Genomic DNA, 19,120 nt, shown 5'->3' on the forward strand with positions numbered 1-19,120 from the left:
GGCGACCTCACAGACCGGACGTGTCTTCGCTGCCCTCGAGCAGGTGCTTCAGGATCGCGCCTTCGAGCGCGGCGAGCTCGGCCGAACCGCGCCGGCGCGGCCGTGGCAGGTCGATCGTGACATCCTCGGCGATCCGGCCGTCCTCGATGACCAGCACGCGGTCGGCGAGCGCGACCGCCTCGGCAACATCGTGCGTCACCAGGATTGCGGTAAAGCCCTGGTCGCGCCAGACCCGCTCCAGCAACTGCTGCATCGAAATGCGAGTCAGCGCATCGAGCGCGCCGAGCGGCTCGTCGAACGCCAGCACGCGCGGCTGGGAGACCAGCGCCCGCGCCAGGGCCACGCGCTGCTTCTGGCCGCCTGAAAGCACCGCCGGCCATTGGTCGCGCTTGTCGCCGAGACCGACCTCGACCAGCGCGCGCTCGGCGCGCGCCTGCGCATCCGCCGACGAGCGCTCACGCCCCAGCCCGACCTCGACATTGGATAGCACCCGCGCCCAGGGCAGCAGGCGCGGCTCCTGGAACATGACGCGGACATCCTGCGCCCGGGGCTGTTCGCCGAAGGCGATGCTTCCCGCCGTCGGCGCATCGAGGCCGGCGACCAGGCGCAGCAGCGTGCTCTTGCCGCAGCCGCTGCGGCCGACGATCGCGACGAACTGGCCCGCCGGGATGTGCAAGTCGATGCCGCGCAACACCTCATTGTCACCGAACGCCTTGCGCAAGCCGCGGATGGTCAGCGACAGGCCGCGGGCCGCCCCTTCCGCCACGCGCCGCAAATGCCGCGCCTTCACGACGATGTCGGCGTGGTCGACCGGTTCGGCGTCGACCGGCTGGAAACGAAGCGCTTCTTGCATTCTCATTCTCACTTCTTCTGGAAGGCGGGGTGCCACGACAGGGTCAGCCGCTCCAGCGCCCGCGAGGCGCTGTCGGCGAGCTTGCCGAGCAAGGCGTAGATCAGGATCGAGAGCACGACGACGTCGATCAGCATGAACTCGCGCGCCTGCATCGCCATGTAGCCGAGACCCGACGAGGCCGCGATGGTTTCGGCGACGATCAAGGTCAGCCACATGATGCCGAGCGCGAAGCGCAGCCCGACGAAGATCGAGGGCAGCGCGCCCGGGAAGATCACCCGGCGGAACAGCTCGCCGTCGGTCATGCCGTAGATGCGGCCCATCTCGATCAGCTGCGGATCGACGGTGCGGATGCCGTGCAGCGTGTTGAGATAGATCGGAAAGAACACGCCGAGCGCGACCAGGAACAGCTTTGCCGACTCGTCGATGCCGAACCACAGGATGACGAGCGGGATCAGCGCCAGATGCGGGATGTTGCGCACCATCTGCAGCGTGGTGTCGGTGAGCTTCGCCGACAGTTGCGACAACCCGTTGGCGAGCCCGAACGCGAAGCCGATGCCGCCACCGATCACAAAGCCGATCGAGGCGCGCCAGAAGCTGACCCAGATGTTGCGGACCAGTTCGCCGGACAGCAATAGCTTCCACCCGGCCAGCGCGACATCTGTCGGCGCCGGCAGCACCCGCGAGGGTACGAAGCCAGTGACGCAGGCAAGCTGCCAGACCAGCACGATCGCAAGCGGCACGATCCAGGGAATCAGACCGTCGACCTTCGGTAGCTTGGGCGCGCCGACGCGCGGGAGACTGTCGATGAGACTCATGATTGCGATGCCTGCTTCTGCGGACGGTAGTCGTTGCCGATGGTCTCGCCGAACGGCCCGGTGTTGACGCGGATCGGCGTCACGTTGCCGGGCTGCGCCAGCGACAGCAGCGGGAACACCAGCTCGGCGAACCGATAGGCTTCCTCAAGATGCGGATAGCCCGACATGATGAAGGTATCGACGCCGACGTCCTGATACTCCTTGATCCGCGCGGCGACGGTCTGGGGATCGCCGACCAGTGCGGTGCCGGCCCCACCGCGAACCAGGCCGACGCCGGCCCAGAGGTTCGGGCTGATCTCGAGCTTGTCGCGCCGTCCGCCGTGCAGCTGCGCCATGCGCTGCTGGCCGACCGAATCCATCCGCGCGAAGATCTTCTGCGCGGCAACGATGGTGTCGTCGGTGACGTACTGGATCAGCTCCTCGGCGGCCTTCCAGGCCTCCGCGTTGGTCTCGCGCACGATCACGTGCAGCCGGATGCCGAACGAGAGCTTGCGGCCGCGCTGCGCGGCGACGGCCTTCACCTTGGCGATCTTCTCGGCGACCTGCGCCGGCGGCTCGCCCCAGGTCAGATATTTGTCGACGGTGTCGACCGCGACGTCGATGCCGGCGTCCGACGAGCCGCCGAAATACAGCGGCGGCCGCGGCGACTGCACCGGATTGAACAGCAGGCGGCCGTCCTCGATCCGGATGTGCTTGCCTTCGACATTGACCGTCTTGCCGGCGAGCAGATCGCTATAGACGTTGAGGAACTCGCGCGTCACCGCGTAGCGTTCGTCGTGGTCGAGGAAGATGCCGTCGCCCTTGTTCTCGATCGGATCGCCGCCGGTGACGACGTTGATCAAGAGACGACCGTTCGACAGCCGGTCCAAGGTCGCGGTCATGCGGGCGGCAACGCTCGGCGATTGCAGGCCGGGCCTGACCGCCACCAGATAACGCAGGCGCTCGGTCCAGGGCGCGACGGCTGAGGCCACCACCCAGGAGTCTTCGCAGCTCCGCCCGGTCGGCAGCAGCACGCCGTAATAGCCGAGCTGGTCTGCGGCCTGCGCGATCTGGCGCAGATAGTTGAAATTCACCTCGCGGCCGCCGATCGCCGTGCCGAGATAGCGGCTGTCGCCGTGGGTCGGCAAGAACCAGAGGATGTTGGCGTTGGTTGGGGTGCTCACGTGCCCGGTCTCCATGCGACGTCGGAAATCTTGATTTGTTTGGGGATCAGGCCGAGCGCGAAGAACGTGTCGGCGACCTGTTGCTGATCCGCGATCACAGCGTCCGTGACCGGCTTGATGCCGTAGGCCTGCCGCTTCAGCGCGACCTCGACCACCGGCACCGACAGGCCGATGCTCGGCGCGAGCTGTTCGGCGACGGCGTGGATGTCGCCTTTGGCCCAGTCATCGACTTCGCTGAGCTGCGCCAGCACGAGCTCGACGATCTTCGGATCGGCCTGCAGGAACTTCTTCGAGGCGAAGTAGAACTGATAGTTGGCGACGACGCCGGTGCCGTCGGCGACGGTGCGTGCGCCGGTCGCAACCTCCGCCGCGGCCTGGAACGGATCCCAGATCACCCAGGCATCGACCGCGCCGCGCTCGAACGCCGCGCGGGCATCGGCCGGCGCCAGGAACACTGGCTCGATCTCGGAATATTTGACGCCGGCTTTCTCCAGCGCCTTCACCAGCAGATAGTGGACGTTGGAGCCCTTGTTCAGCGCGACCTTCTTGCCCCTGAGATCGGCGACCGATTTGATCGGGCTGTCCTTCGGCACCAGGATCGCCTCGCCTTTCGGCGCCGGCGGCTCGTAGGCGACATACTGGATCGGCGCGCCGGCGGCCTGCGCGAAGATCGGCGGCGCCTCGCCGGTGTTGCCGAAATCGATCGCGCCGACATTGAGCGCTTCGAGCAGCGGCGGCCCCGACGGAAACTCGGTCCACACCACCTTGGCGCCGACAGATTTCAGCTTCTCCTCGAGCGAGCCCTTGCTCTTCAGCAGCACCAGTTTGCCGTATTTCTGATAGCCGATGCGGACGACCTTCTCCTGGCCGTAGGAGGCGCCGACGGTCGCCGCAACGATGCTGACCGAGAGCACCGCGCGGGCAACCCAGCGTCGAAACAAACGCGTCATGGGAATATCCTCTGCATTGAATTGACCAAGCGCGCCGATCAGGTCTGGGTGTTGCGCCAGACGACGTCGCGGATCGCGATCTGCTTCGGGATCAGGCCGAGCTTGAAGAAGCGATCGGCGACGCCCTGCTGGGTCGCAATGATGTCGTCGGTCACGGGGCCGACCGAGAAGCCGGCCCGCCTCGCCGCGATGGTCTGGATATCGAGCGGGACGCCGGTGACGGCGGCGAGCGATTTCGCGACGTCATCAGGGTGCGCCTGCGCCCATGCCGCGGTCGATGTCGTGACATCGACGATCTGCTGCAGCAGGGCGCCGTGCCTGTTCGCGAAGTCGCGGTTGGCAATGTAGAACGAGTTGGTCTTGGTGATGTCGCGCGTTTTGACCAGAATCCGGCCGTTCTGCTTGGTCTCGGCGATCGCGAAATACGGATCCCAGATCGCCCAGGCATCGATGCCGCCATTGGCGAAGGCAGGACCGGCGTCCGGCGGCGTCAGATAGACTGGCGTGATGTCGTCATAGGTCAGCCCGGCCTTCTCCAGCGTCTGGATCACGACGTTGTGCGCGCTAGATCCCTTGGTGAAGCCGACGCGCTTGCCTTTGAGTTCGGCGATGGCTGTGATTGCCGAATTCTGCGGCACCAGGATGCCGGAGCCATTGATGATGGGTTGCGCGGCGGCATAGACGATGGCCGCGCCCGCGGCCTGCGCGAAGATCGGCGGGGAATCGCCGACGGCGCCGTAATCGACGCTGCCGACATTCATCGCTTCCATCATCGGCGGCCCCGAGGAGAACTCGACCCATTTCACGCTGACGCCTTGCGGCTTGAAATGATTTTCCAAGGCCTCGCGCTGGCGCGTGAGAACGAGCACGCCGTTCTTCTGGTAGCCGATACGAATTTCCTTCGCGTCCGTCTGGGCCTGCGCGTTTCGTGACAGCGCGGCAGTGGCGGCTGCGACGAACGACAGCTGGAGGAACTCACGACGCTTCATTCCAAAACTCTCCTGACGATCAAGCGCGTTTCTCAACACGCGATCATGCGATGTCAGGATGATGGGGCGCGCGAATGAAGCTGTCGAGCACCGCACAAAAATAGCGATGCCTGCACTTCGCTGCAGGCATCGCGCGTGCCGTTTCGTTTAAGGCGCAGGTCGCGCGTAGCGAATTATTTTCTTCACGCGATCGCGAGGTCGCTGCACAGGAATCGATCAGCCAGCGGCTGCGGTCTTCGGGCCGACATTGACCGCGAGTTTACCATAGCGGTCCGAGAACGCCTGGGTGTCGATCTCCTCGAGCTGGATCGAGCCGTCGAGCACTCCCTTCTTCCAGGCATCGTGCTCGGGATCGTGCTGGAACTCGGGCATCACCTCTTTCCCGAACAGTTCGAGCGACTCGCAGATGTGCTCATGGGTGTTCTTGCCGGCCTGGTTGAGCAGGATCACCTGATCGATATGCGAGGCGCGGAAGCGCCGCAGCTTCTTGCGCAATGTTTCCGGCGAGCCGATCAGGCCGCCGCGCAATGCGGCCTCCTGCGCCTCGGGATTCTCGCGCTTCCACTTGTTGTATTCGTCCCACATGTTGACGGTGCCGGGCGCCGGGCGCTGCCGGTTCTGCGCCTGGCCGTAATAGCGCAGCGCGAACTGGAAGAAGGTCGCGCCGTCGGCGCGCTTGCGCGCCTCTTCATCGGTCTCGGCGCACATGAAGAACGAGACCAGCGCCATGTTGGGATTGATCTCGTAATCGGCGAGCTTCTTCAGCCGCTTGGTGATCGCGTTGTAATAGGCGTGCACCCAGGCATGCGCCGCCTCGGCGCTGACGAACTGGAAGCCGAGCGCGCCGAATCCGTTCTGCCCGGCGCGTTCGATCGTCGGTAGCTGCGAGCAGGCCATCCAGAGCGGCGGATGCGGCTTCTGCACCGGCTTCGGTACGACATTGCGCAGCGGGATATCGAAATACTTGCCGTGATGTTCGGTGCCGACCTTGGTGAACATCGGGAAGATCGCTTGCACGGCTTCCTCGAACACCTCGCGCTTGGTCTCCATGTCGCGGCCGAACGGCGTCAGCTCGGTGATCGAGGCGCTCTCGCCCATGCCGAACTCACAGCGGCCGTTACTGAGCAGATCGAGCACCGCGACCCGCTCGGCGACGCGCGCGGGATGATTGGTGGTGAGCTGGAAGATGCCGTGGCCAAGCCGGATGTTTTTGGTGCGCTGGCTCGCCGCGGCAAGGAAGGATTCCGGCGCCGGCGAGTGCGAATACTCCTCGAGGAAATGATGCTCGACGACCCAGGCGTAGTCGTAAGCGAGCCGGTCGGCGGTCTCCAATTGTGTCAGCGCGTTCTGGTAGAGCCGGAGCTCGTCGCCGTCGTTCCACGGGCGCGGCAGTTGCAGCTCGTAAAAGATGCCGAATTTCATGGCGTCACTCCCAAGGTCGTCCCCGACCACTTGTGGTGGTCCCGACCCCTGTTGTTTTCGGTCAGTCTAGTGCCGCCCCGGGTCAAGTCTAGCCTCGGGCGCGAAACCCCAATTCCGCGCGGCGGGAGACGGCTTGCTTGGAACGCATGAATGTTTAGCTTGTGCGGGTATGAGTCGCGGCGCTATCGGTCGCGCGCTCATTCTTCCGAAAGTCACATGACCACCTTTACGCCGCATCAGGACTCCGCGCTGAAAGCCGTTGCCGACTGGCTGAAAGCCAAGCCGGGCAAGAACGGAACGCCGCCGGTGTTCCGCCTGTTCGGCTATGCCGGAACCGGAAAGACCACGCTTGCCCAGCACATCGCCGAAGGCGTCGACGGCGAGGTGAAATTCGCAGCCTTCACCGGCAAGGCGGCACTGGTCATGCGCAACAAGGGCTGCGACAGCGCCTCCACGATCCATTCCCTGATCTACCGCGCCCGCGAATCCGGCGTCGAGCAGCCGAGTTTCGAACTCTGGGACGACGCGCCGGCATCAAAAGCCAAGCTGATCGTCATTGACGAATGTTCGATGGTCGACGCCGAGCTCGGCCGCGATCTGATGTCGTTCGACTGCCCGCTGCTGGTGCTCGGCGATCCCGCGCAATTGCCGCCGATCCAGGGCGGCGGCTTCTTCACCGACGCCGAGCCGGACGCGATGCTGACCGAGGTGCACCGCCAGGCGCAGGACGATCCGATCGTGCGGATGTCGATGGACATCCGCGAGGGCCGCGAGCTCGAGATCGGCCGCCATGGCGAGAGCGAGGTGGTGTCGCGCAAGGAGCTCGATCCGGACCGCGTGATGCGCGCCGACCAGGTGCTGGTCGGCCGCAACAACACCCGCCGCGCCTACAACATGCGGATGCGGCAGCGACTGAACATCGAAGATCCTCTCCCCGTCGCCGGCGACAAGCTGGTCTGCCTGCGCAACAACCGCAAGAAGGCGCTGTTCAACGGCGGGCTGTGGCGGGTCAAGGCGCGCGCGCAGTCGAAGTCCAAGATCATCACCATGCGCGTGATGCCGGACGAGGATTTCGGCCACAAGGTCACCAAGGTGTCGGTGCGCGGCGAATGCTTCGACGGCGGCATCGAGGGCATTCCGTGGGAGCAGCGCAAGCCCTATGACGAGTTCGACTACGGATACATACTGACCGTCCATAAGTCGCAGGGTTCGCAATGGGACGACGTCGTGCTGTTCGACGAGAGCTTTGCATTCCAGGACTCGCGCGCGCGGTGGCTGTACACGGGGATCACGCGGGCGGCGAAGCGGCTCAGCATCGTGGTGTGATCGTCCCGCAGGCGCCGACGTGATCCTGACAGCAGGCAAGCGTATGACTAGCGGGCGGCACTAAACATTGCCCGTCGTCCTGGCGAAAGCCAGGACCCATTACCCCGGCTGCTTGTTGTTGCGGGACGTTGGGGCCACGATCCCGCCTACAGTTACATCTGGTGGTTATGGGTCCTGGCTTTCGCCAGGACGACGGACGTGGAGAGCCCGCGGGCAAAAATCCATCACCGTCATCCCTGAACCTCGCTGATTTCCCTCACGAAACCGTGTGTCCGGCGCCGTAACAAAACGCCCCCTCGCCCGTATTTTGAAGTGTCGGAGCAGCCCGGCCCGATTGCCAATGCCGGCACCCGCTCTAGACTGGCCCCCAATTGCGATCCCACGAGGAACCCATGCCCAGCTCCCTCAGCCGCCTCTCGCTTTGCGCCGCCGCGATCGGCGCGCTGGCTGTTGCCGCTTTTGCCGTTGCGCCCTCGCTTGCCGCCGAGGACGCCGTGGTCATTCCGCCGCCGGCCGCGAGTGCGCCGGAAACCGGCGTCAAGACCGCGGTGCTCGCCGGCGGCTGCTTCTGGGGTGTGCAGGGCGTGTTCCAGCACACCGCCGGCGTCGTCAGCGCGGTGTCCGGCTACTCCGGCGGCAGCAAGGCCAATGCCGACTACGAAAAGGTCTCGACCGGCAGCACCGGCCACGCCGAGTCCGTCGAAATCAAGTACGACCCGCAGAAGATCTCCTACGGCAAGATCCTGCAGATCTTCTTCTCCGTCGTGCATGACCCGACCCAGCTGAACCGCCAGGGCCCCGACTCCGGCACGCAGTATCGCTCGGCGATCTTCACGACCAGCGACGAGCAGAAGAAGGTGGCGGATGCCTATATCGCCCAGCTCAACGCCGCCAAGGTCTACAAGAAGCCGATCGTCACCAAGGTCGGCGCGCTGGAGGCGTTCTATCCGGCGGAGGGCTACCACCAGGACTATCTGACGCTGCACCCGAACCAGCCCTATATTGCGTATAACGACATCCCGAAGGTCGAAAACCTGAAGAAGATCTTCGCGGAGAACTACATCGAGAAGCCGACGCTGGTGAGCAGCACCAAGGTCACCAACTGAGGCGACGCTTCCCGTCATTGCGAGCGAAGCGAAGCAATCCATGTCGCGGCAAGCGGAAAGATGGATTGCTTCGTCGCTTCGCTCCTCGCAATGACGATCAAACCAAGGAGGTTGAATGTCCGATACCAAAACCGACGGCAAGGTCCGCAAGAGCGAGGCCGAGTGGCGCAAGGAATTGACGCCGATGCAGTACGCCGTGCTGCGAGAAAAGGCGACCGAGCGGCCGTTCACCGGCGAATATGAGCATGATCCCCGCAAGGGCACCTATGTCTGCGCCGGCTGTGGCCAGACACTGTTCGAATCCGACCAGAAGTTCGATTCCGGCTGCGGCTGGCCGAGCTTCTCCAAGCCCGCGGCCGAGAGCCATGTCGACGAGGAGCACGATGTGAGCCACGGCATGGTCCGCACCGAGGTGCTGTGCTCGAAATGCGACGGCCATCTCGGCCATGTCTTCAACGACGGCCCCGGCCCCACCGGCCTGCGCTACTGCATCAACTCGGCAGCGCTAAAGCTGGACGAGAAGAAGTAACGGCGGCCAACTCCGCTCGTCATGCGCGGGCTTGACCCGCGCATCCATCGGAAGAGAGAGCGCTTCTCCGTGATGGATTGCTGGGTCGAGCCCGGCAATGACGACGGTCGGTCTCGCAAATATCCTGGCCCCACATCGAACAATTTCTCCGCCCCGCGCGACCAAGAACCGGTCGCGCGGGGTTTTGTTTTGCCGGCCGTCCGTCCGCGCGTGCAAACACAAGGAAATTTTGATGTCGCCAATTCCAGCAAAGCTTTTGTTTGGTCTCGGTCTTGCCAGTCTCATCATCGGCAGCGCGGTGAGCATGCCGGCGTTCGCCGCCGACAAGATCTCGCTGTTCAAGGTCATCACCTCCAAGGACGAAATCGTCATCGGCCTGACGGATGCCGATCTCGCCCAGATCGAAGGCCAGAATGCCGGCGGCATCGCTAAGATGCTGGTCGCCAAGGGCTCGATGAGCGTCTGGCAATACGCGGTGCACAAATCCGCTTCCGGCGATCTCGAACAGGCGCCGTTGCACAAGATCGGCCTGATCGCCAGCGACTCGCTGCGGGTCGAGCCCTATCCGACCCCCCTGAAGGTGCTCCCGATCGACGAGAGCAAGAAATAGCCGCCCCGGCGCCCGACAACATCCTCGTGATCGGCCGGCAGCCTTAACGACTCGCGCCCCGGAATGTGCTTTGCTCCGAGCTCGCGGGGCCGTCGGCGTCTCGCCGAGCGGCTGCCGCCTCTTCTGAGGAGGGCGCCATGTCGCTCGGACTGATCCTCATCATCCTCCTGCTTGTTATCCTGCTGGGCGGCTATAGCGGCCGTATCCGCGGCTACGGCTATGGTCTCGGCCACTCCGGAATGGGCCTTTTCGGGGTGATTTTGATCGTGGTCGCGATCCTGGCCTGGCTCGACAAGATTTAACGGCCATAAACCATTGAAATAAATGGAGTTATTTTGATTGACCGCGTGCTATGCGCGGATTCAGGATGTGCCCTGCCGGGGGCGCTTCTGGGGTCGCATTTTTGTCAAAGAGGCCTATATTAGGGATCGAAATGACATGTACGGCGCGCCGCCGATTATAGGCCGCCGTCCCCCAAAATCCCTTTCGCCGCTCTATGCCAAGAACACAAGAGGTCGTCGACCATGCGTCCCCTGCGTCCGTTCAACTATAACACGTCCGCCGAACTGTTCCCTGCCGCGATCCGCAAGAAGAAGCGCGCCGGCTTCGCCTACCGCCGTTTCGGCACTGCTGCCGAGGCCGTGCAGTTCGCGATGGAGCAGCTGCCGGCGGATTCGCTGAACGGCGCCTATCTCCAGGTCGAGGAAGCCCGTTTCGACCAGAACGGCATCCGTTCGCTGTATGAGAGCGAAGGCTTCCCGCTGCCGCGCCGTCCGCGCGCTGAGCCGGTCCAGACCGACGCCGACGCCGCATAACCATTCTGCTCGTCTCACAACGAAAAGCCCTCGGACCGATCCGGGGGCTTTTGTTTTGAAGTTATAGTCTGGGCTGCTTGTCGAGCCAGCGCCGCAGCATCCGCACATTGCGCATATTGGCGCGGAACATGACGTCGAAGGCATCGCCCGCCACCGGCACCATGCCGACCACGCCGTCGACGGCGACATTGGCGAGCATCCGCGCGGTGATGTGCCAGGGCGCGCCCAACAGACGGGCCTCGCGCACCAGCCAAAGCGAGATCGCGGTGGTGATGAGATCGCCGATCACCGGGATCAGGCCAATCAACCCGTCGATGCCGTAGCGGACATTGGTGCCCGGCACGACGAAGGCGACGTCGAGCAGCTTTGCGATCATCTCCAGCCGCGCGAGCCGCTCCTCGCGCGTCAGATTGCCGAACGGGTTGGCGGTGGAGTTGCGGAAGTCGAAGCTGAAGCCTTCCGGAAAGGCTCCCTGAAAACCTTGGAACTGCGGATGCAGCGGGCCATCGCCGACCTCGCGCCCGTCCTGATCAATGACCTTGCCGCGCGCCTGCGCCCCGCCGAAAGGCGGCCGCGATCGCGTGGCGTGGGGGGAGAAAATGTCGTCTTCGGGCATGGCCATCACATGGTAACGCAGGCAGGTGGTTCAAGTTGCGTCACATTACCACTGTGTCACATTCAAGGCCGCTACATGCAAGGCTGTGCCGTTCGAGGCCGCATCACGTGCCGCGCGCCGCCGATGGTGTGAGGCCGAAGCGGCGGCGGAAGCAACGATTGAAGTAGGACAGATCGTTGAACCCGCAATCGAAGGCGATGTCGCTGATCCGCCGCTCGCTGTCATGGACCAGCAATTCGGCAGCCTTGGTCAGCCGCAATTCGGTCAGCCGCATGGTGAAGCTCGCGCCCGCCTCATAGAGCAGCTCGTTGACATAGCGCTCCGACAGGCCGGTCGCGGCGGCGAGCTTGTGTGCCGAGAAATCCGGCTCGGTGAAGCGCTTGGCGAGGATCATCAGCAGCGACTTCAGCCGGACCGCGCGAAGCCCGCGGCGTTGTGCTGTGGCTGCAAGATCGCCGCGGGCGCCGAGGCCGAGGGCGGCGAGATCCAACAGATGCGCCGCGATGGCGAAGCCGGCCTCATCGACGGCATCGGGCGATTGCAGCAACAGGTCGCTGTAGTCCATCGCCAGCGCCAACGCGCCGCCCGGCGCGAGCTCGCGGCCGACCAGGTCATCGACCCCGGCGACCATCGATCGCAACGTCGCCATCGGCAGGTGGACGTTGGTGAAGCGCTTGTGGTGGGCGCCGTCGGCGGTGAAGAACGGCTCGTCGAGCTTGAGCAGCACCATCGCGCCCGGCCGCATCTGGAATTCGCGCCCGCGATGGGTGACGGTCGAGGCGCGGTCGCCGGTGTTGCGCGCCAGGCAATAACGGTCGTCATTGGTCGCCAGCACCTGGCGCCGCTCGCGCCGCACGGTGGTGAAGCTGCCGTTGCAACGGCCGAGCAGAGTGGTGCCGATATGGATCGAGTTCATCGTCGCGCGAAACGGCACCGCCGGTGATGGGTCGAGCTCGCCGGTGTTGGAGAAATGCTCGAACAATTCGGCGAAGAACATGTAGCGCTGCCGCTCGCCCAGACCGGGCGGCAGCATGTCGGTCGACAGCCTTTTCTTGATGACGGACATCGGAAGGACGGGACCAAGGTGCAGGCCTGCAATCTGGCTACCACGAGATGAACGGCAGATGAAGTAACCGGCCCTGTGCACAGCGCCGGACAGTCCAAGTCCGGAATCCTCCGGCGCCTCCCAGTCCAAGACGCGCGCGCCGTCGGGGGCTTACCGATGGCGCCGGCTCGCAGCCGGGAAAGACCACACAAAAGTGAGCCACCGCACACAAGCGGGCCAGCCAGAGGAGACCATGAGATGAAGACTTCCGCGATCCGCAAGGTGTTGCTCGGGGTTGCGATCACCACCAGCGTGGGGATCGGCTACGCGATCGGCGCCCAGCCGCACATGGACGAAAGCCTTGCGATGCTGCAATCGGCGCGCGCCGAGCTCACCAGGGCGACGCCGAACAAAGGCGGCCACCGTGAGCGTGCGCTCGGCCTGATCGATCAGGCGATGGGCGAGGTGCGTGCCGGCATCGCGTTCGCCGGCGGCGGCTAGCGCACCAATTGGAGAAGCGCAGCAAATTTTTGAAGAGATCAACGAATGATTTTTGAACATCAGCAGAGGACGACACTCATGACCAGATTGATTGCAGCCGCCTTCCTTCTTGCGACACTCGGCAGCGCCGGCGCCATGCCGCTCGCGCCCGTTACCACCACCCCGAATTCCGATGTCATCGCGGTCGCCGGCGGCTGCGGCGGCGGCTGGCATCGCGGTCCCTATGGCGGCTGCCGCCGCAACTACGCGCGGCCGTGGATGCATGCCTGTCCGCGCGGCTGGTATCTCGGTCCCGGCGGCCGCTGCCGCGCCAACGGCACCTGAGCATTTCAGCATCCAGGCCTTTTGCATCACGCCGGCGGCGGACGGAAACGTCCGCCGCTTTTGCTTTCGATCCACTTCGCTCGAAAACGCTCTAAAAGACGCCCTTGTTCATGGTTCTGAGCCGCTGGGCCAGCGTCCTCATCACCTGCAGCGCAAAATGCGGCGTCTGGCTGACGAGGAAGAGAAACTGCTTTTCCGAGACCGGGACGAGCTCGACATCGGTGAGCGCCGTGGCGGTCGCACTCCTCGGCTCGTTGTCGATCAATGCCATTTCGCCAAAGATCGTATCGGCCGGCAGGTCCGTTATGGTCTTGTTGCCGACCTGAATGCGCACATAGCCGCTCTTGATCACGAACAGCTCGTCGGCCTGCTCGCCCTCGCGAAAGATAATGCCGCCGGCCCGGACCAGGCGCGTTTCGATATCGTTGCCTGTCAGAAGGCTGAAGCTCGCATCTGCCACTCGAAATTCCTTTCCCCGAACCCGGATGCAGATCTCATGCATCCGGTTGTCTTGCTGCTCCGCCTAAAATAGATGCGCGAAAACGAAGTAGAGCACGCCCGAGATCAGCATCGCCACCGGCAGGGTCAGAACCCAGGCCATCGCGATGTTGCGGATTGTCGACCATTGCAGACCGGACCCGTTCGCGGTCATGGTGCCTGCGATGCCGGACGACAGCACATGCGTCGTCGACACCGGCAAGCCGTATCCATCTGCCGCGGCGATGGTCGCCGCCGCCGTGATCTCGGCGCAGGCACCCTGCGCATAAGTCAGATGGGTCTTGCCGATCTTCTCACCCACCGTCACGACGATCCGCTTCCAGCCAACCATCGTGCCGAGCCCGAGCGCGATGGCGACCGCAATCTTCACCCAGGACGGAATGAATTTGGTCGCGGCGTCCAGCGAGCCCTTGTAGCGATTGAGCGTCGCAATATCGGCGTCGTTCAACCCGCTGTCGCTGCTCTTCATGAGCGAGCGCAACGCCTCCGACACCAGATACATGTCGTTACGCGTGTTGCCGACGGTCTCGGCCGGAAATTTCGCCAGCGAACCGTACTGCACGACCTGGTCGCTGATTTCGCCGACGAGAACAGCGAGTGACGGATAGGTCTCGTCGGTGAGTTGCCGAAGCGCAATGTAGTTCGTCACCGCCGGACGCGGATTGCCCGTCACCTTGCGATCGGCGCCCCTGCTCTCGATCACCTTGCTCGCCGCCGCCGAATTCGCGGTGAATGCCGCGATCTGGCTCGCAGGCATCGCGCGGTTGAGGGCGTAGGCAGTCGGGACCACGCCGATCAGGATCAGCATGATGAGACCCATGCCTTTCTGACCATCGTTCGATCCGTGAAAGAAGCTGACCAGAGTGCAGGTCAGGATCAGGATGCCGCGAATCCACCATGGCGGCGGCTGATCGCCTTTCGGCTCGCCGAACAGCGCCGGCGTTGCGCGCAACAGTGCGGTTTTCAGCCCGTAGAGCAGGATGGCAGCGAGCGCAAATCCGAACAGCGGCGACAGCAGCAGCGCCTTGCCGGTGTTGACGGCCTGCGACCAATCTACGCCGGAGGTCCCCTCCCGTCCGTGCATCAGGGCGTTCGCGATCCCCACGCCCATGATCGATCCGATCAAGGTGTGCGAACTCGAGGCGGGCAACCCAAAATACCAGGTACCCACGTTCCAGATGATGGCGGCGATCAGCAGCGCAAACACCATGGCGAAACCGGCGCTGCTGCCGACCTGAAGGATCAATTCGACCGGCAACAGCGAGACGATGCCGAAAGCAACGGCGCCGCTGGAGAGCAGGACACCGATCAGATTGAACAGGCCCGACCAGACCACGGCAATGTGGGCCGGCATCGAGCGCGTGTAGATCACGGTCGCGACGGCGTTCGCCGTGTCGTGAAAGCCGTTGACGAATTCGAAGCCGAGCGAGATCAGGAGCGCCACGAACAGCAGCAGGAACGCCGCATAAGAGGTCTTGCCGGCGCCCGTCGCGCCAACGTCCGCGTAGATGCTGTAGGCCACGAACAGCAGCGCGGCGCCGATCACGCCGAGATAGATGATGCCGGTGAGAGGATGAAAACCCTTCTCGAGATCGGGGCCGCGGCGCCGCGCGGGCTCAATCGAACCAGGTAACGCTACATCGCTCATATGATCGCCCTCACGGCCGCGGGAGGACAAAAGCGGCCATGTGACATTGGGACTACGCTTACATGACGTCCGTGTGACAGTTCCATGAAAGACGCTGCGCGCGACTTGCGGCGGGCGCCTAATATTTTGACAAGGTTACTCTAATAGCGCGAGCCGCTGGTCGCCGTGCGCTAGACACGGCTTCCTGTCCGGCTACGATGCGCTCATTGCGCCGACCGGTCAGAAATCGCCGATCGCGTCAAAGCCGGCAACTTCTGCTTTCCAAAAAGCAATGAGCACGCGCGCTAATGCTGGGATGCCGGCGTCGCCGGCACGTGCTGCTCTTCGGCATATTTGTGCGCCAGCCAGGACGTGATCACGCCCGGGATGAAGCCGACCAGCCCGTACAGGATGAACTGTACGGCGCCGCTTTCGGAGCCGTGCGAGGCGTAGGTCAGCGCCGCGCCGACGAACGCCACGAGGCCCACGATCAGCATCCGCACCGTCGGCGTGATCCGGCGCATGTGCATCAGGATGTCGTCGATCGCGCCGAACATCAGCGACGGCACGATGCCGAACAGATAGTTGTATTGCAGCGACTTCACGAACACGACGAGCAGCTTCGCCACTTCGCCGCCATTGGTCTCGGTCCAGTAGCCGGACTGATAGGTGGTCATGAGCAGCAGCAGGAAGCCGCCGATGAACGGCCCGATGGCTGCGAAGATCAGATAGCGTTTCATGGCGTGCCCCTGCCCGACATCAGGCGAGTGTAACGCAGTCACGCGACGGTTCTAGGGAAAATCGAAAGCGCCCCGCAATGTTCCGGGATCATCGCGTCGATGCGCTGCAACAGCCAGACTTCGCTTCGCTGCGATACGGAATCGCCCGGACGCAGCCGGGCGATGAGATCGTGCGAACCGAGGTGAGCGCTGAAGCCTTTACTCACCCCACGCCGCGAAGGCGTCGTTGAAGGCGCGCTCGCCGGGGGCGCCCTTCTCGATCGCGATGATGGCGCGGCGCTGGTTGGTGTAGACCAGCGGCACGTCGAACCAGGAGCGCTCCTTCAGAAGCTGCAGATTGCGCGAACGGTCGGCGTCGACATTGGAGAGGCCGACCAGGAAGAAGCCGTCGGTGACCTTGACCGCGAGCCCGGCCAGCGGCGTGCCGCGGGCCTGCTCGTTGGACTTCATCAGGATGCCCGGCACGTTGCCGACGCCGCCATTGGCGAAGTCCTGCGGCAGGATGAAGGTCAATTCCGCGGTATGGCTCGCCGGCAGCGATGAATCGGTGTTGCGGCGGAACGACATCGTCATCTTGAACTTGCGATCGGGGATGTCGATGTCGGCGCGCACGGCGATGTCGGGCTTCTGGTTGCCCGATCCCTTGACCTGCTCGGTGCGCCAAACCACCGAACCGACATATTGCTTGCCCTTCGGATCCGACGGGTCCTCGTCATAGAGCACCACGCGCTGCGCCACCGGCGCGACCGGCTCGCCCGACGACGACGGCTGGCCGACGCGGTCGGTGATCTTCTTGCTCGAAGGCGTCGCCGCGGCATCCTTCGGCGCCTCGACGGGGGCGGAGGATTTGAACAGGCTGCTGACAAAGGTCAGGGCCGGCTTGCCCCAGACCAGGCCGGCGCCGGCCAGGATCAGCAGGACGCCGATCACGAACACGGTCTTGAACGGGAACCTCGAACCGACACGCGGCGGCTTCGGCTCGCGCTCGGCATTGCTGACCCGCGCGCGTGGCGGCGGCGCCTGGGGCGGCTGCGGGGTGTAGCGCTCCGCCTCCTCGATCGCCTCGTCGTAGGAATACGGCGCCTCGGGATCGCCGCCGCGGTTTTCGAGGCTCGGCTCGAGCCGGTCGAATTCCGGCGAGGGCGACGGCACGTTGGCGTAGGTCTTGCGCGCGTTGCGGCTGGCTTGCGCTGCGGCCCGCCCGAGGTCGTCGGCGTCGGCGGTGATGTCGCGGAAGCCGCGCACGCCCGGGGCCGCCGGCGGCGTCGGGGGCGGCGCGCCTTCGGGGCCACGGCGCGGCGGCGTCGGCCGGCCCTGCGGCGCCTGGGTGTCGGCGCCGGCAGCAGCCTGCGGGTTCTGCGGCCGCGGCGGGGCCGGCGGCGGCGCATCGGGGCGCAAATTGCGCGGCGGTCGGGGGTCGGCCGACGGCCGCGGGCGCGCGGAATTGTCGGCAGAATTGGCCTCCGGCGGCCTTGGATTGGCGCGGCGCTGCGGGTCGCTGCTGCGGACAGCCCCGCCGCCCGGGCGCGAGGCCTCGCGGGCGCGCTGCGCGGCCTCGGACTCAACCTTGCGCACCGCCTCTTCGAGCGACAGCCGCTCGCGGGTGATCTCGGATTCGGAGAGCGGCGGCTGCACGCCGCGGAGTTGCTGAATCAACGCCGTCCGCGCCCGCGCGTACAGCGCACGGCGGGCTTCGCCGGGGGCGGTCGGGTCCAATCCGGCGATGGCACGGGCGATCAGCGGGTAGTAGTCAGCCATTTCCACACAATTGGTGGGATATAGGTAATATCCCGTTAAGCCTCGAACGGATTCTGTACCAGAATAGTATCTTCACGTTCCGGGCTGGTGGAAAGCAGGGTGACCGGGCACCCCACCAGCTCCTCGACCCGGCGGACATACTTGATGGCCTGGGCCGGCAGGTCCGCCCAGGACCGCGCGTTGGCGGTCGGCTGCTTCCAGCCCTCGATGATCTCATAGATCGGCTCGATGCGGGCCTGCGCGCCCTCGCCCGCCGGCAGATGGTCGATCTCCTTGCCGTCGAGCTTGTAGCCGATGCAGACCTTGATGCTGTCGAAACCGTCGAGAATGTCGAGCTTGGTCAGCGCCAGCCCGGCAATTCCGCAGGTCCGGACGGTCTGCCGCACCAGCATCGCGTCGAACCAGCCGACCCGGCGCTTGCGCCCGGTGTTGACGCCGAATTCCTTGCCGCGGCGGCCGATTTCCTCGCCGATCTCGTCGTTCAGCTCGGTCGGGAACGGACCTTGGCCGACCCGGGTGGTGTAGGCCTTGCAGATGCCCAGCACATAGCCGACCGCGCCCGGACCCATGCCGGTGCCGGTCGCGGCCTGCGCCGCCACCGTGTTGGACGACGTCACATAGGGATAGGTGCCGTGGTCGACGTCGAGCAGCGCGCCCTGCGCGCCCTCGAACAGGATGCGCTTGCCCTCACGGCGCTTGAGGTCGAGCAGCCGCCACACCGTCTCGGCATAGGGCAACAGCTTCGGCGCCAGCGCGGTCAGTTCGGTCAGGATGCCCTTGCCGTCGATCTCCTCCAGATTGTTGCCGCGGCGCAGCGCATTGTGGTGCGCCAGCAGGCGTTCGATCTTGTGCGGCAGGGTATCGAGATCGGCGAGATCCATCAGGCGGATGGCGCGGCGGCCGACCTTGTCCTCATAGGCCGGGCCGATACCGCGGCGGGTGGTGCCGATCGAGGTCACGGCGTTGGAGGATTCGCGCAGCGAGTCGAGCTCGCGATGCAGCGGCAGGATCAGCGTGACGTTCTCGGCGATCCGCAGATTGTCCGGTCCGACCGCAACGCCCTGCCCCTTCAGCTTGGCGACCTCGTCGAGGAAAGCCTGCGGGTCGAACACCACGCCGTTGCCGATCACCGCGAGCTTGTTCGGGCGCAGCACGCCGGAGGGCAGCAGCGCCAGCTTGTAGGTCTCGCCATTGATCACGAGCGTATGGCCGGCATTGTGGCCGCCCTGGAAGCGCACGACGATGTCGGCCTGTTCCGACAGCCAGTCGACGATCTTGCCCTTCCCCTCGTCGCCCCATTGGGCGCCGACGACGACAACATTGGCCATTGCGAAGATGTTCCCTTCAGGTGTTTCAGAGACCATGATCGCGGCGAAAACGCGTCCGCCCACAGCGACCATGCATGATATGCCCAGCCCAAATCGCGGCGCCCG

22 protein-coding genes are annotated in these 19,120 nt (G+C 64.7%); 8 read left to right on the forward strand and 14 right to left on the reverse strand.

Annotated elements, in window-relative coordinates; translation table 11 throughout:
- Positions 1-7: 7 nt before the first annotated feature.
- The 6 genes from BraRD5C2_RS15990 to BraRD5C2_RS16015 form a co-directional block, all read right to left on the reverse strand.
- Positions 8-853, reverse strand: a complete 846-nt coding sequence (locus BraRD5C2_RS15990) for an ATP-binding cassette domain-containing protein (RefSeq protein ID WP_223969816.1) — start codon at positions 851-853, stop codon at positions 8-10.
- Between the two features lie 8 nt (positions 854-861).
- The gene (locus BraRD5C2_RS15995) at positions 862-1,668 is read right to left on the reverse strand and encodes an ABC transporter permease subunit (protein ID WP_092117282.1); all 807 of its coding nucleotides are present in this window, start codon (positions 1,666-1,668) and stop codon (positions 862-864) included.
- Complete coding sequence (gene ssuD / locus BraRD5C2_RS16000; protein WP_223969666.1) at positions 1,665-2,846, reverse strand: FMNH2-dependent alkanesulfonate monooxygenase; 1,182 nt, start codon at positions 2,844-2,846, stop codon at positions 1,665-1,667. The genes BraRD5C2_RS15995 and ssuD overlap by 4 nt, the downstream gene beginning before the upstream one ends.
- Positions 2,828-3,781 (reverse strand): sulfonate ABC transporter substrate-binding protein, encoded by a 954-nt coding sequence (locus BraRD5C2_RS16005; protein WP_223969667.1) that lies wholly within the window; start codon positions 3,779-3,781, stop codon positions 2,828-2,830. The genes ssuD and BraRD5C2_RS16005 overlap by 19 nt, the downstream gene beginning before the upstream one ends.
- Positions 3,782-3,819: 38 nt before the next feature.
- A complete protein-coding gene (locus BraRD5C2_RS16010; protein ID WP_223969668.1) occupies positions 3,820-4,770 on the reverse strand; it encodes a sulfonate ABC transporter substrate-binding protein in 951 nt (316 codons plus the stop codon).
- A gap of 216 nt (positions 4,771-4,986) precedes the next feature.
- Positions 4,987-6,192: an LLM class flavin-dependent oxidoreductase gene (locus tag BraRD5C2_RS16015; protein WP_223969669.1), complete on the reverse strand. Its 1,206-nt coding sequence runs from the start codon at positions 6,190-6,192 to the stop codon at positions 4,987-4,989.
- Positions 6,193-6,408: 216 nt separating this feature from the next.
- Here BraRD5C2_RS16015 and BraRD5C2_RS16020 point away from each other — a divergent pair, with 216 nt between their 5' ends.
- The 6 genes from BraRD5C2_RS16020 to BraRD5C2_RS16045 all read left to right on the forward strand — a co-directional run bounded on the left by BraRD5C2_RS16020 (position 6,409) and on the right by BraRD5C2_RS16045 (position 10,578).
- Positions 6,409-7,518, forward strand: a complete 1,110-nt coding sequence (locus BraRD5C2_RS16020) for an ATP-dependent DNA helicase (RefSeq protein WP_223969670.1) — start codon at positions 6,409-6,411, stop codon at positions 7,516-7,518.
- A gap of 392 nt (positions 7,519-7,910) precedes the next feature.
- Positions 7,911-8,624 carry a peptide-methionine (S)-S-oxide reductase MsrA gene (gene msrA / locus BraRD5C2_RS16025; RefSeq protein ID WP_223969671.1) on the forward strand — a complete coding sequence of 238 codons (714 nt, stop codon included), beginning with the start codon at positions 7,911-7,913 and terminating at the stop codon, positions 8,622-8,624.
- 115 nt (positions 8,625-8,739) lie between these two features.
- Positions 8,740-9,153, forward strand: coding sequence for a peptide-methionine (R)-S-oxide reductase MsrB (gene msrB / locus BraRD5C2_RS16030; protein WP_223969672.1), 414 nt, complete (start codon positions 8,740-8,742; stop codon positions 9,151-9,153).
- A 232-nt stretch (positions 9,154-9,385) separates the two neighbouring features.
- The gene (locus BraRD5C2_RS16035; RefSeq protein ID WP_223969673.1) at positions 9,386-9,763 is read left to right on the forward strand and encodes a hypothetical protein; all 378 of its coding nucleotides are present in this window, start codon (positions 9,386-9,388) and stop codon (positions 9,761-9,763) included.
- Between the two features lie 137 nt (positions 9,764-9,900).
- Positions 9,901-10,065 carry a DUF3309 family protein gene (locus BraRD5C2_RS16040; RefSeq protein WP_074131060.1) on the forward strand — a complete coding sequence of 55 codons (165 nt, stop codon included), beginning with the start codon at positions 9,901-9,903 and terminating at the stop codon, positions 10,063-10,065.
- Positions 10,066-10,287: 222 nt separating this feature from the next.
- A complete protein-coding gene (locus tag BraRD5C2_RS16045) occupies positions 10,288-10,578 on the forward strand; it encodes a hypothetical protein (protein WP_223969674.1) in 291 nt (96 codons plus the stop codon).
- Positions 10,579-10,639: 61 nt separating this feature from the next.
- Here the strand turns inward: BraRD5C2_RS16045 and BraRD5C2_RS16050 are convergent, their stop codons facing one another.
- Both BraRD5C2_RS16050 and BraRD5C2_RS16055 read right to left on the reverse strand, forming a co-directional pair.
- Entirely contained in the window at positions 10,640-11,200 is a 561-nt protein-coding gene (locus BraRD5C2_RS16050; protein WP_223969675.1) for a DUF4112 domain-containing protein, read from the reverse strand.
- Between the two features lie 97 nt (positions 11,201-11,297).
- Positions 11,298-12,260: an AraC family transcriptional regulator gene (locus tag BraRD5C2_RS16055; protein ID WP_223969676.1), complete on the reverse strand. Its 963-nt coding sequence runs from the start codon at positions 12,258-12,260 to the stop codon at positions 11,298-11,300.
- 237 nt (positions 12,261-12,497) lie between these two features.
- On the opposite strand from BraRD5C2_RS16055, the gene BraRD5C2_RS16060 reads away from it, so the two are divergent.
- Complete coding sequence (locus BraRD5C2_RS16060) at positions 12,498-12,740, forward strand: hypothetical protein (RefSeq protein WP_223969677.1); 243 nt, start codon at positions 12,498-12,500, stop codon at positions 12,738-12,740.
- Between the two features lie 78 nt (positions 12,741-12,818).
- The gene (locus BraRD5C2_RS16065) at positions 12,819-13,064 is read left to right on the forward strand and encodes a GCG_CRPN prefix-to-repeats domain-containing protein (protein WP_223969678.1); all 246 of its coding nucleotides are present in this window, start codon (positions 12,819-12,821) and stop codon (positions 13,062-13,064) included.
- 91 nt (positions 13,065-13,155) lie between these two features.
- On the opposite strand, the gene BraRD5C2_RS16070 is transcribed toward BraRD5C2_RS16065, so the two are convergent.
- From BraRD5C2_RS16070 to BraRD5C2_RS16095, 6 genes are all read right to left on the reverse strand, one after another.
- Positions 13,156-13,566, reverse strand: coding sequence for a Crp/Fnr family transcriptional regulator (locus BraRD5C2_RS16070; protein WP_223969679.1), 411 nt, complete (start codon positions 13,564-13,566; stop codon positions 13,156-13,158).
- Between the two features lie 21 nt (positions 13,567-13,587).
- The gene (locus BraRD5C2_RS16075) at positions 13,588-15,210 is read right to left on the reverse strand and encodes an inorganic phosphate transporter (protein WP_223969680.1); all 1,623 of its coding nucleotides are present in this window, start codon (positions 15,208-15,210) and stop codon (positions 13,588-13,590) included.
- A gap of 284 nt (positions 15,211-15,494) precedes the next feature.
- Entirely contained in the window at positions 15,495-15,929 is a 435-nt protein-coding gene (locus BraRD5C2_RS16080) for a DUF5413 family protein (RefSeq protein ID WP_223969681.1), read from the reverse strand.
- Between the two features lie 38 nt (positions 15,930-15,967).
- Positions 15,968-16,135, reverse strand: a complete 168-nt coding sequence (locus BraRD5C2_RS16085) for a hypothetical protein (RefSeq protein ID WP_223969682.1) — start codon at positions 16,133-16,135, stop codon at positions 15,968-15,970.
- Positions 16,128-17,687 (reverse strand): hypothetical protein, encoded by a 1,560-nt coding sequence (locus BraRD5C2_RS16090; protein WP_223969683.1) that lies wholly within the window; start codon positions 17,685-17,687, stop codon positions 16,128-16,130. The genes BraRD5C2_RS16085 and BraRD5C2_RS16090 overlap by 8 nt, the downstream gene beginning before the upstream one ends.
- Before the next feature lie 35 nt (positions 17,688-17,722).
- Positions 17,723-19,015, reverse strand: coding sequence for an adenylosuccinate synthase (locus tag BraRD5C2_RS16095; RefSeq protein ID WP_223969684.1), 1,293 nt, complete (start codon positions 19,013-19,015; stop codon positions 17,723-17,725).
- Positions 19,016-19,120 lie beyond the last annotated feature (105 nt).

The sequence above is a fragment of the Bradyrhizobium sp. RD5-C2 genome, assembly GCF_019972155.1.
In the GTDB taxonomy this organism is placed as follows: Bacteria; Pseudomonadota; Alphaproteobacteria; order Rhizobiales; family Xanthobacteraceae; genus Bradyrhizobium.

Bases quoted from the DNA above. Each gene is read 5' to 3' on its own strand.
- BraRD5C2_RS15990 (WP_223969816.1), bottom strand. From the start codon at position 853: ATGCAAGAAGCGCTTCGTTTCCAGCCGGTCGACGCCGAACCGGTCGAC.
- BraRD5C2_RS15995 (WP_092117282.1), bottom strand. From the start codon at position 1,668: ATGAGTCTCATCGACAGTCTCCCGCGCGTCGGCGCGCCCAAGCTACCG.
- ssuD (WP_223969666.1), bottom strand. From the start codon at position 2,846: ATGGAGACCGGGCACGTGAGCACCCCAACCAACGCCAACATCCTCTGG.
- BraRD5C2_RS16005 (WP_223969667.1), bottom strand. From the start codon at position 3,781: ATGACGCGTTTGTTTCGACGCTGGGTTGCCCGCGCGGTGCTCTCGGTC.
- BraRD5C2_RS16010 (WP_223969668.1), bottom strand. From the start codon at position 4,770: ATGAAGCGTCGTGAGTTCCTCCAGCTGTCGTTCGTCGCAGCCGCCACT.
- BraRD5C2_RS16015 (WP_223969669.1), bottom strand. From the start codon at position 6,192: ATGAAATTCGGCATCTTTTACGAGCTGCAACTGCCGCGCCCGTGGAAC.
- BraRD5C2_RS16020 (WP_223969670.1), top strand. From the start codon at position 6,409: ATGACCACCTTTACGCCGCATCAGGACTCCGCGCTGAAAGCCGTTGCC.
- msrA (WP_223969671.1), top strand. From the start codon at position 7,911: ATGCCCAGCTCCCTCAGCCGCCTCTCGCTTTGCGCCGCCGCGATCGGC.
- msrB (WP_223969672.1), top strand. From the start codon at position 8,740: ATGTCCGATACCAAAACCGACGGCAAGGTCCGCAAGAGCGAGGCCGAG.
- BraRD5C2_RS16035 (WP_223969673.1), top strand. From the start codon at position 9,386: ATGTCGCCAATTCCAGCAAAGCTTTTGTTTGGTCTCGGTCTTGCCAGT.
- BraRD5C2_RS16040 (WP_074131060.1), top strand. From the start codon at position 9,901: ATGTCGCTCGGACTGATCCTCATCATCCTCCTGCTTGTTATCCTGCTG.
- BraRD5C2_RS16045 (WP_223969674.1), top strand. From the start codon at position 10,288: ATGCGTCCCCTGCGTCCGTTCAACTATAACACGTCCGCCGAACTGTTC.
- BraRD5C2_RS16050 (WP_223969675.1), bottom strand. From the start codon at position 11,200: ATGGCCATGCCCGAAGACGACATTTTCTCCCCCCACGCCACGCGATCG.
- BraRD5C2_RS16055 (WP_223969676.1), bottom strand. From the start codon at position 12,260: ATGTCCGTCATCAAGAAAAGGCTGTCGACCGACATGCTGCCGCCCGGT.
- BraRD5C2_RS16060 (WP_223969677.1), top strand. From the start codon at position 12,498: ATGAAGACTTCCGCGATCCGCAAGGTGTTGCTCGGGGTTGCGATCACC.
- BraRD5C2_RS16065 (WP_223969678.1), top strand. From the start codon at position 12,819: ATGACCAGATTGATTGCAGCCGCCTTCCTTCTTGCGACACTCGGCAGC.
- BraRD5C2_RS16070 (WP_223969679.1), bottom strand. From the start codon at position 13,566: ATGCATGAGATCTGCATCCGGGTTCGGGGAAAGGAATTTCGAGTGGCA.
- BraRD5C2_RS16075 (WP_223969680.1), bottom strand. From the start codon at position 15,210: ATGAGCGATGTAGCGTTACCTGGTTCGATTGAGCCCGCGCGGCGCCGC.
- BraRD5C2_RS16080 (WP_223969681.1), bottom strand. From the start codon at position 15,929: ATGAAACGCTATCTGATCTTCGCAGCCATCGGGCCGTTCATCGGCGGC.
- BraRD5C2_RS16090 (WP_223969683.1), bottom strand. From the start codon at position 17,687: ATGGCTGACTACTACCCGCTGATCGCCCGTGCCATCGCCGGATTGGAC.
- BraRD5C2_RS16095 (WP_223969684.1), bottom strand. From the start codon at position 19,015: ATGGCCAATGTTGTCGTCGTCGGCGCCCAATGGGGCGACGAGGGGAAG.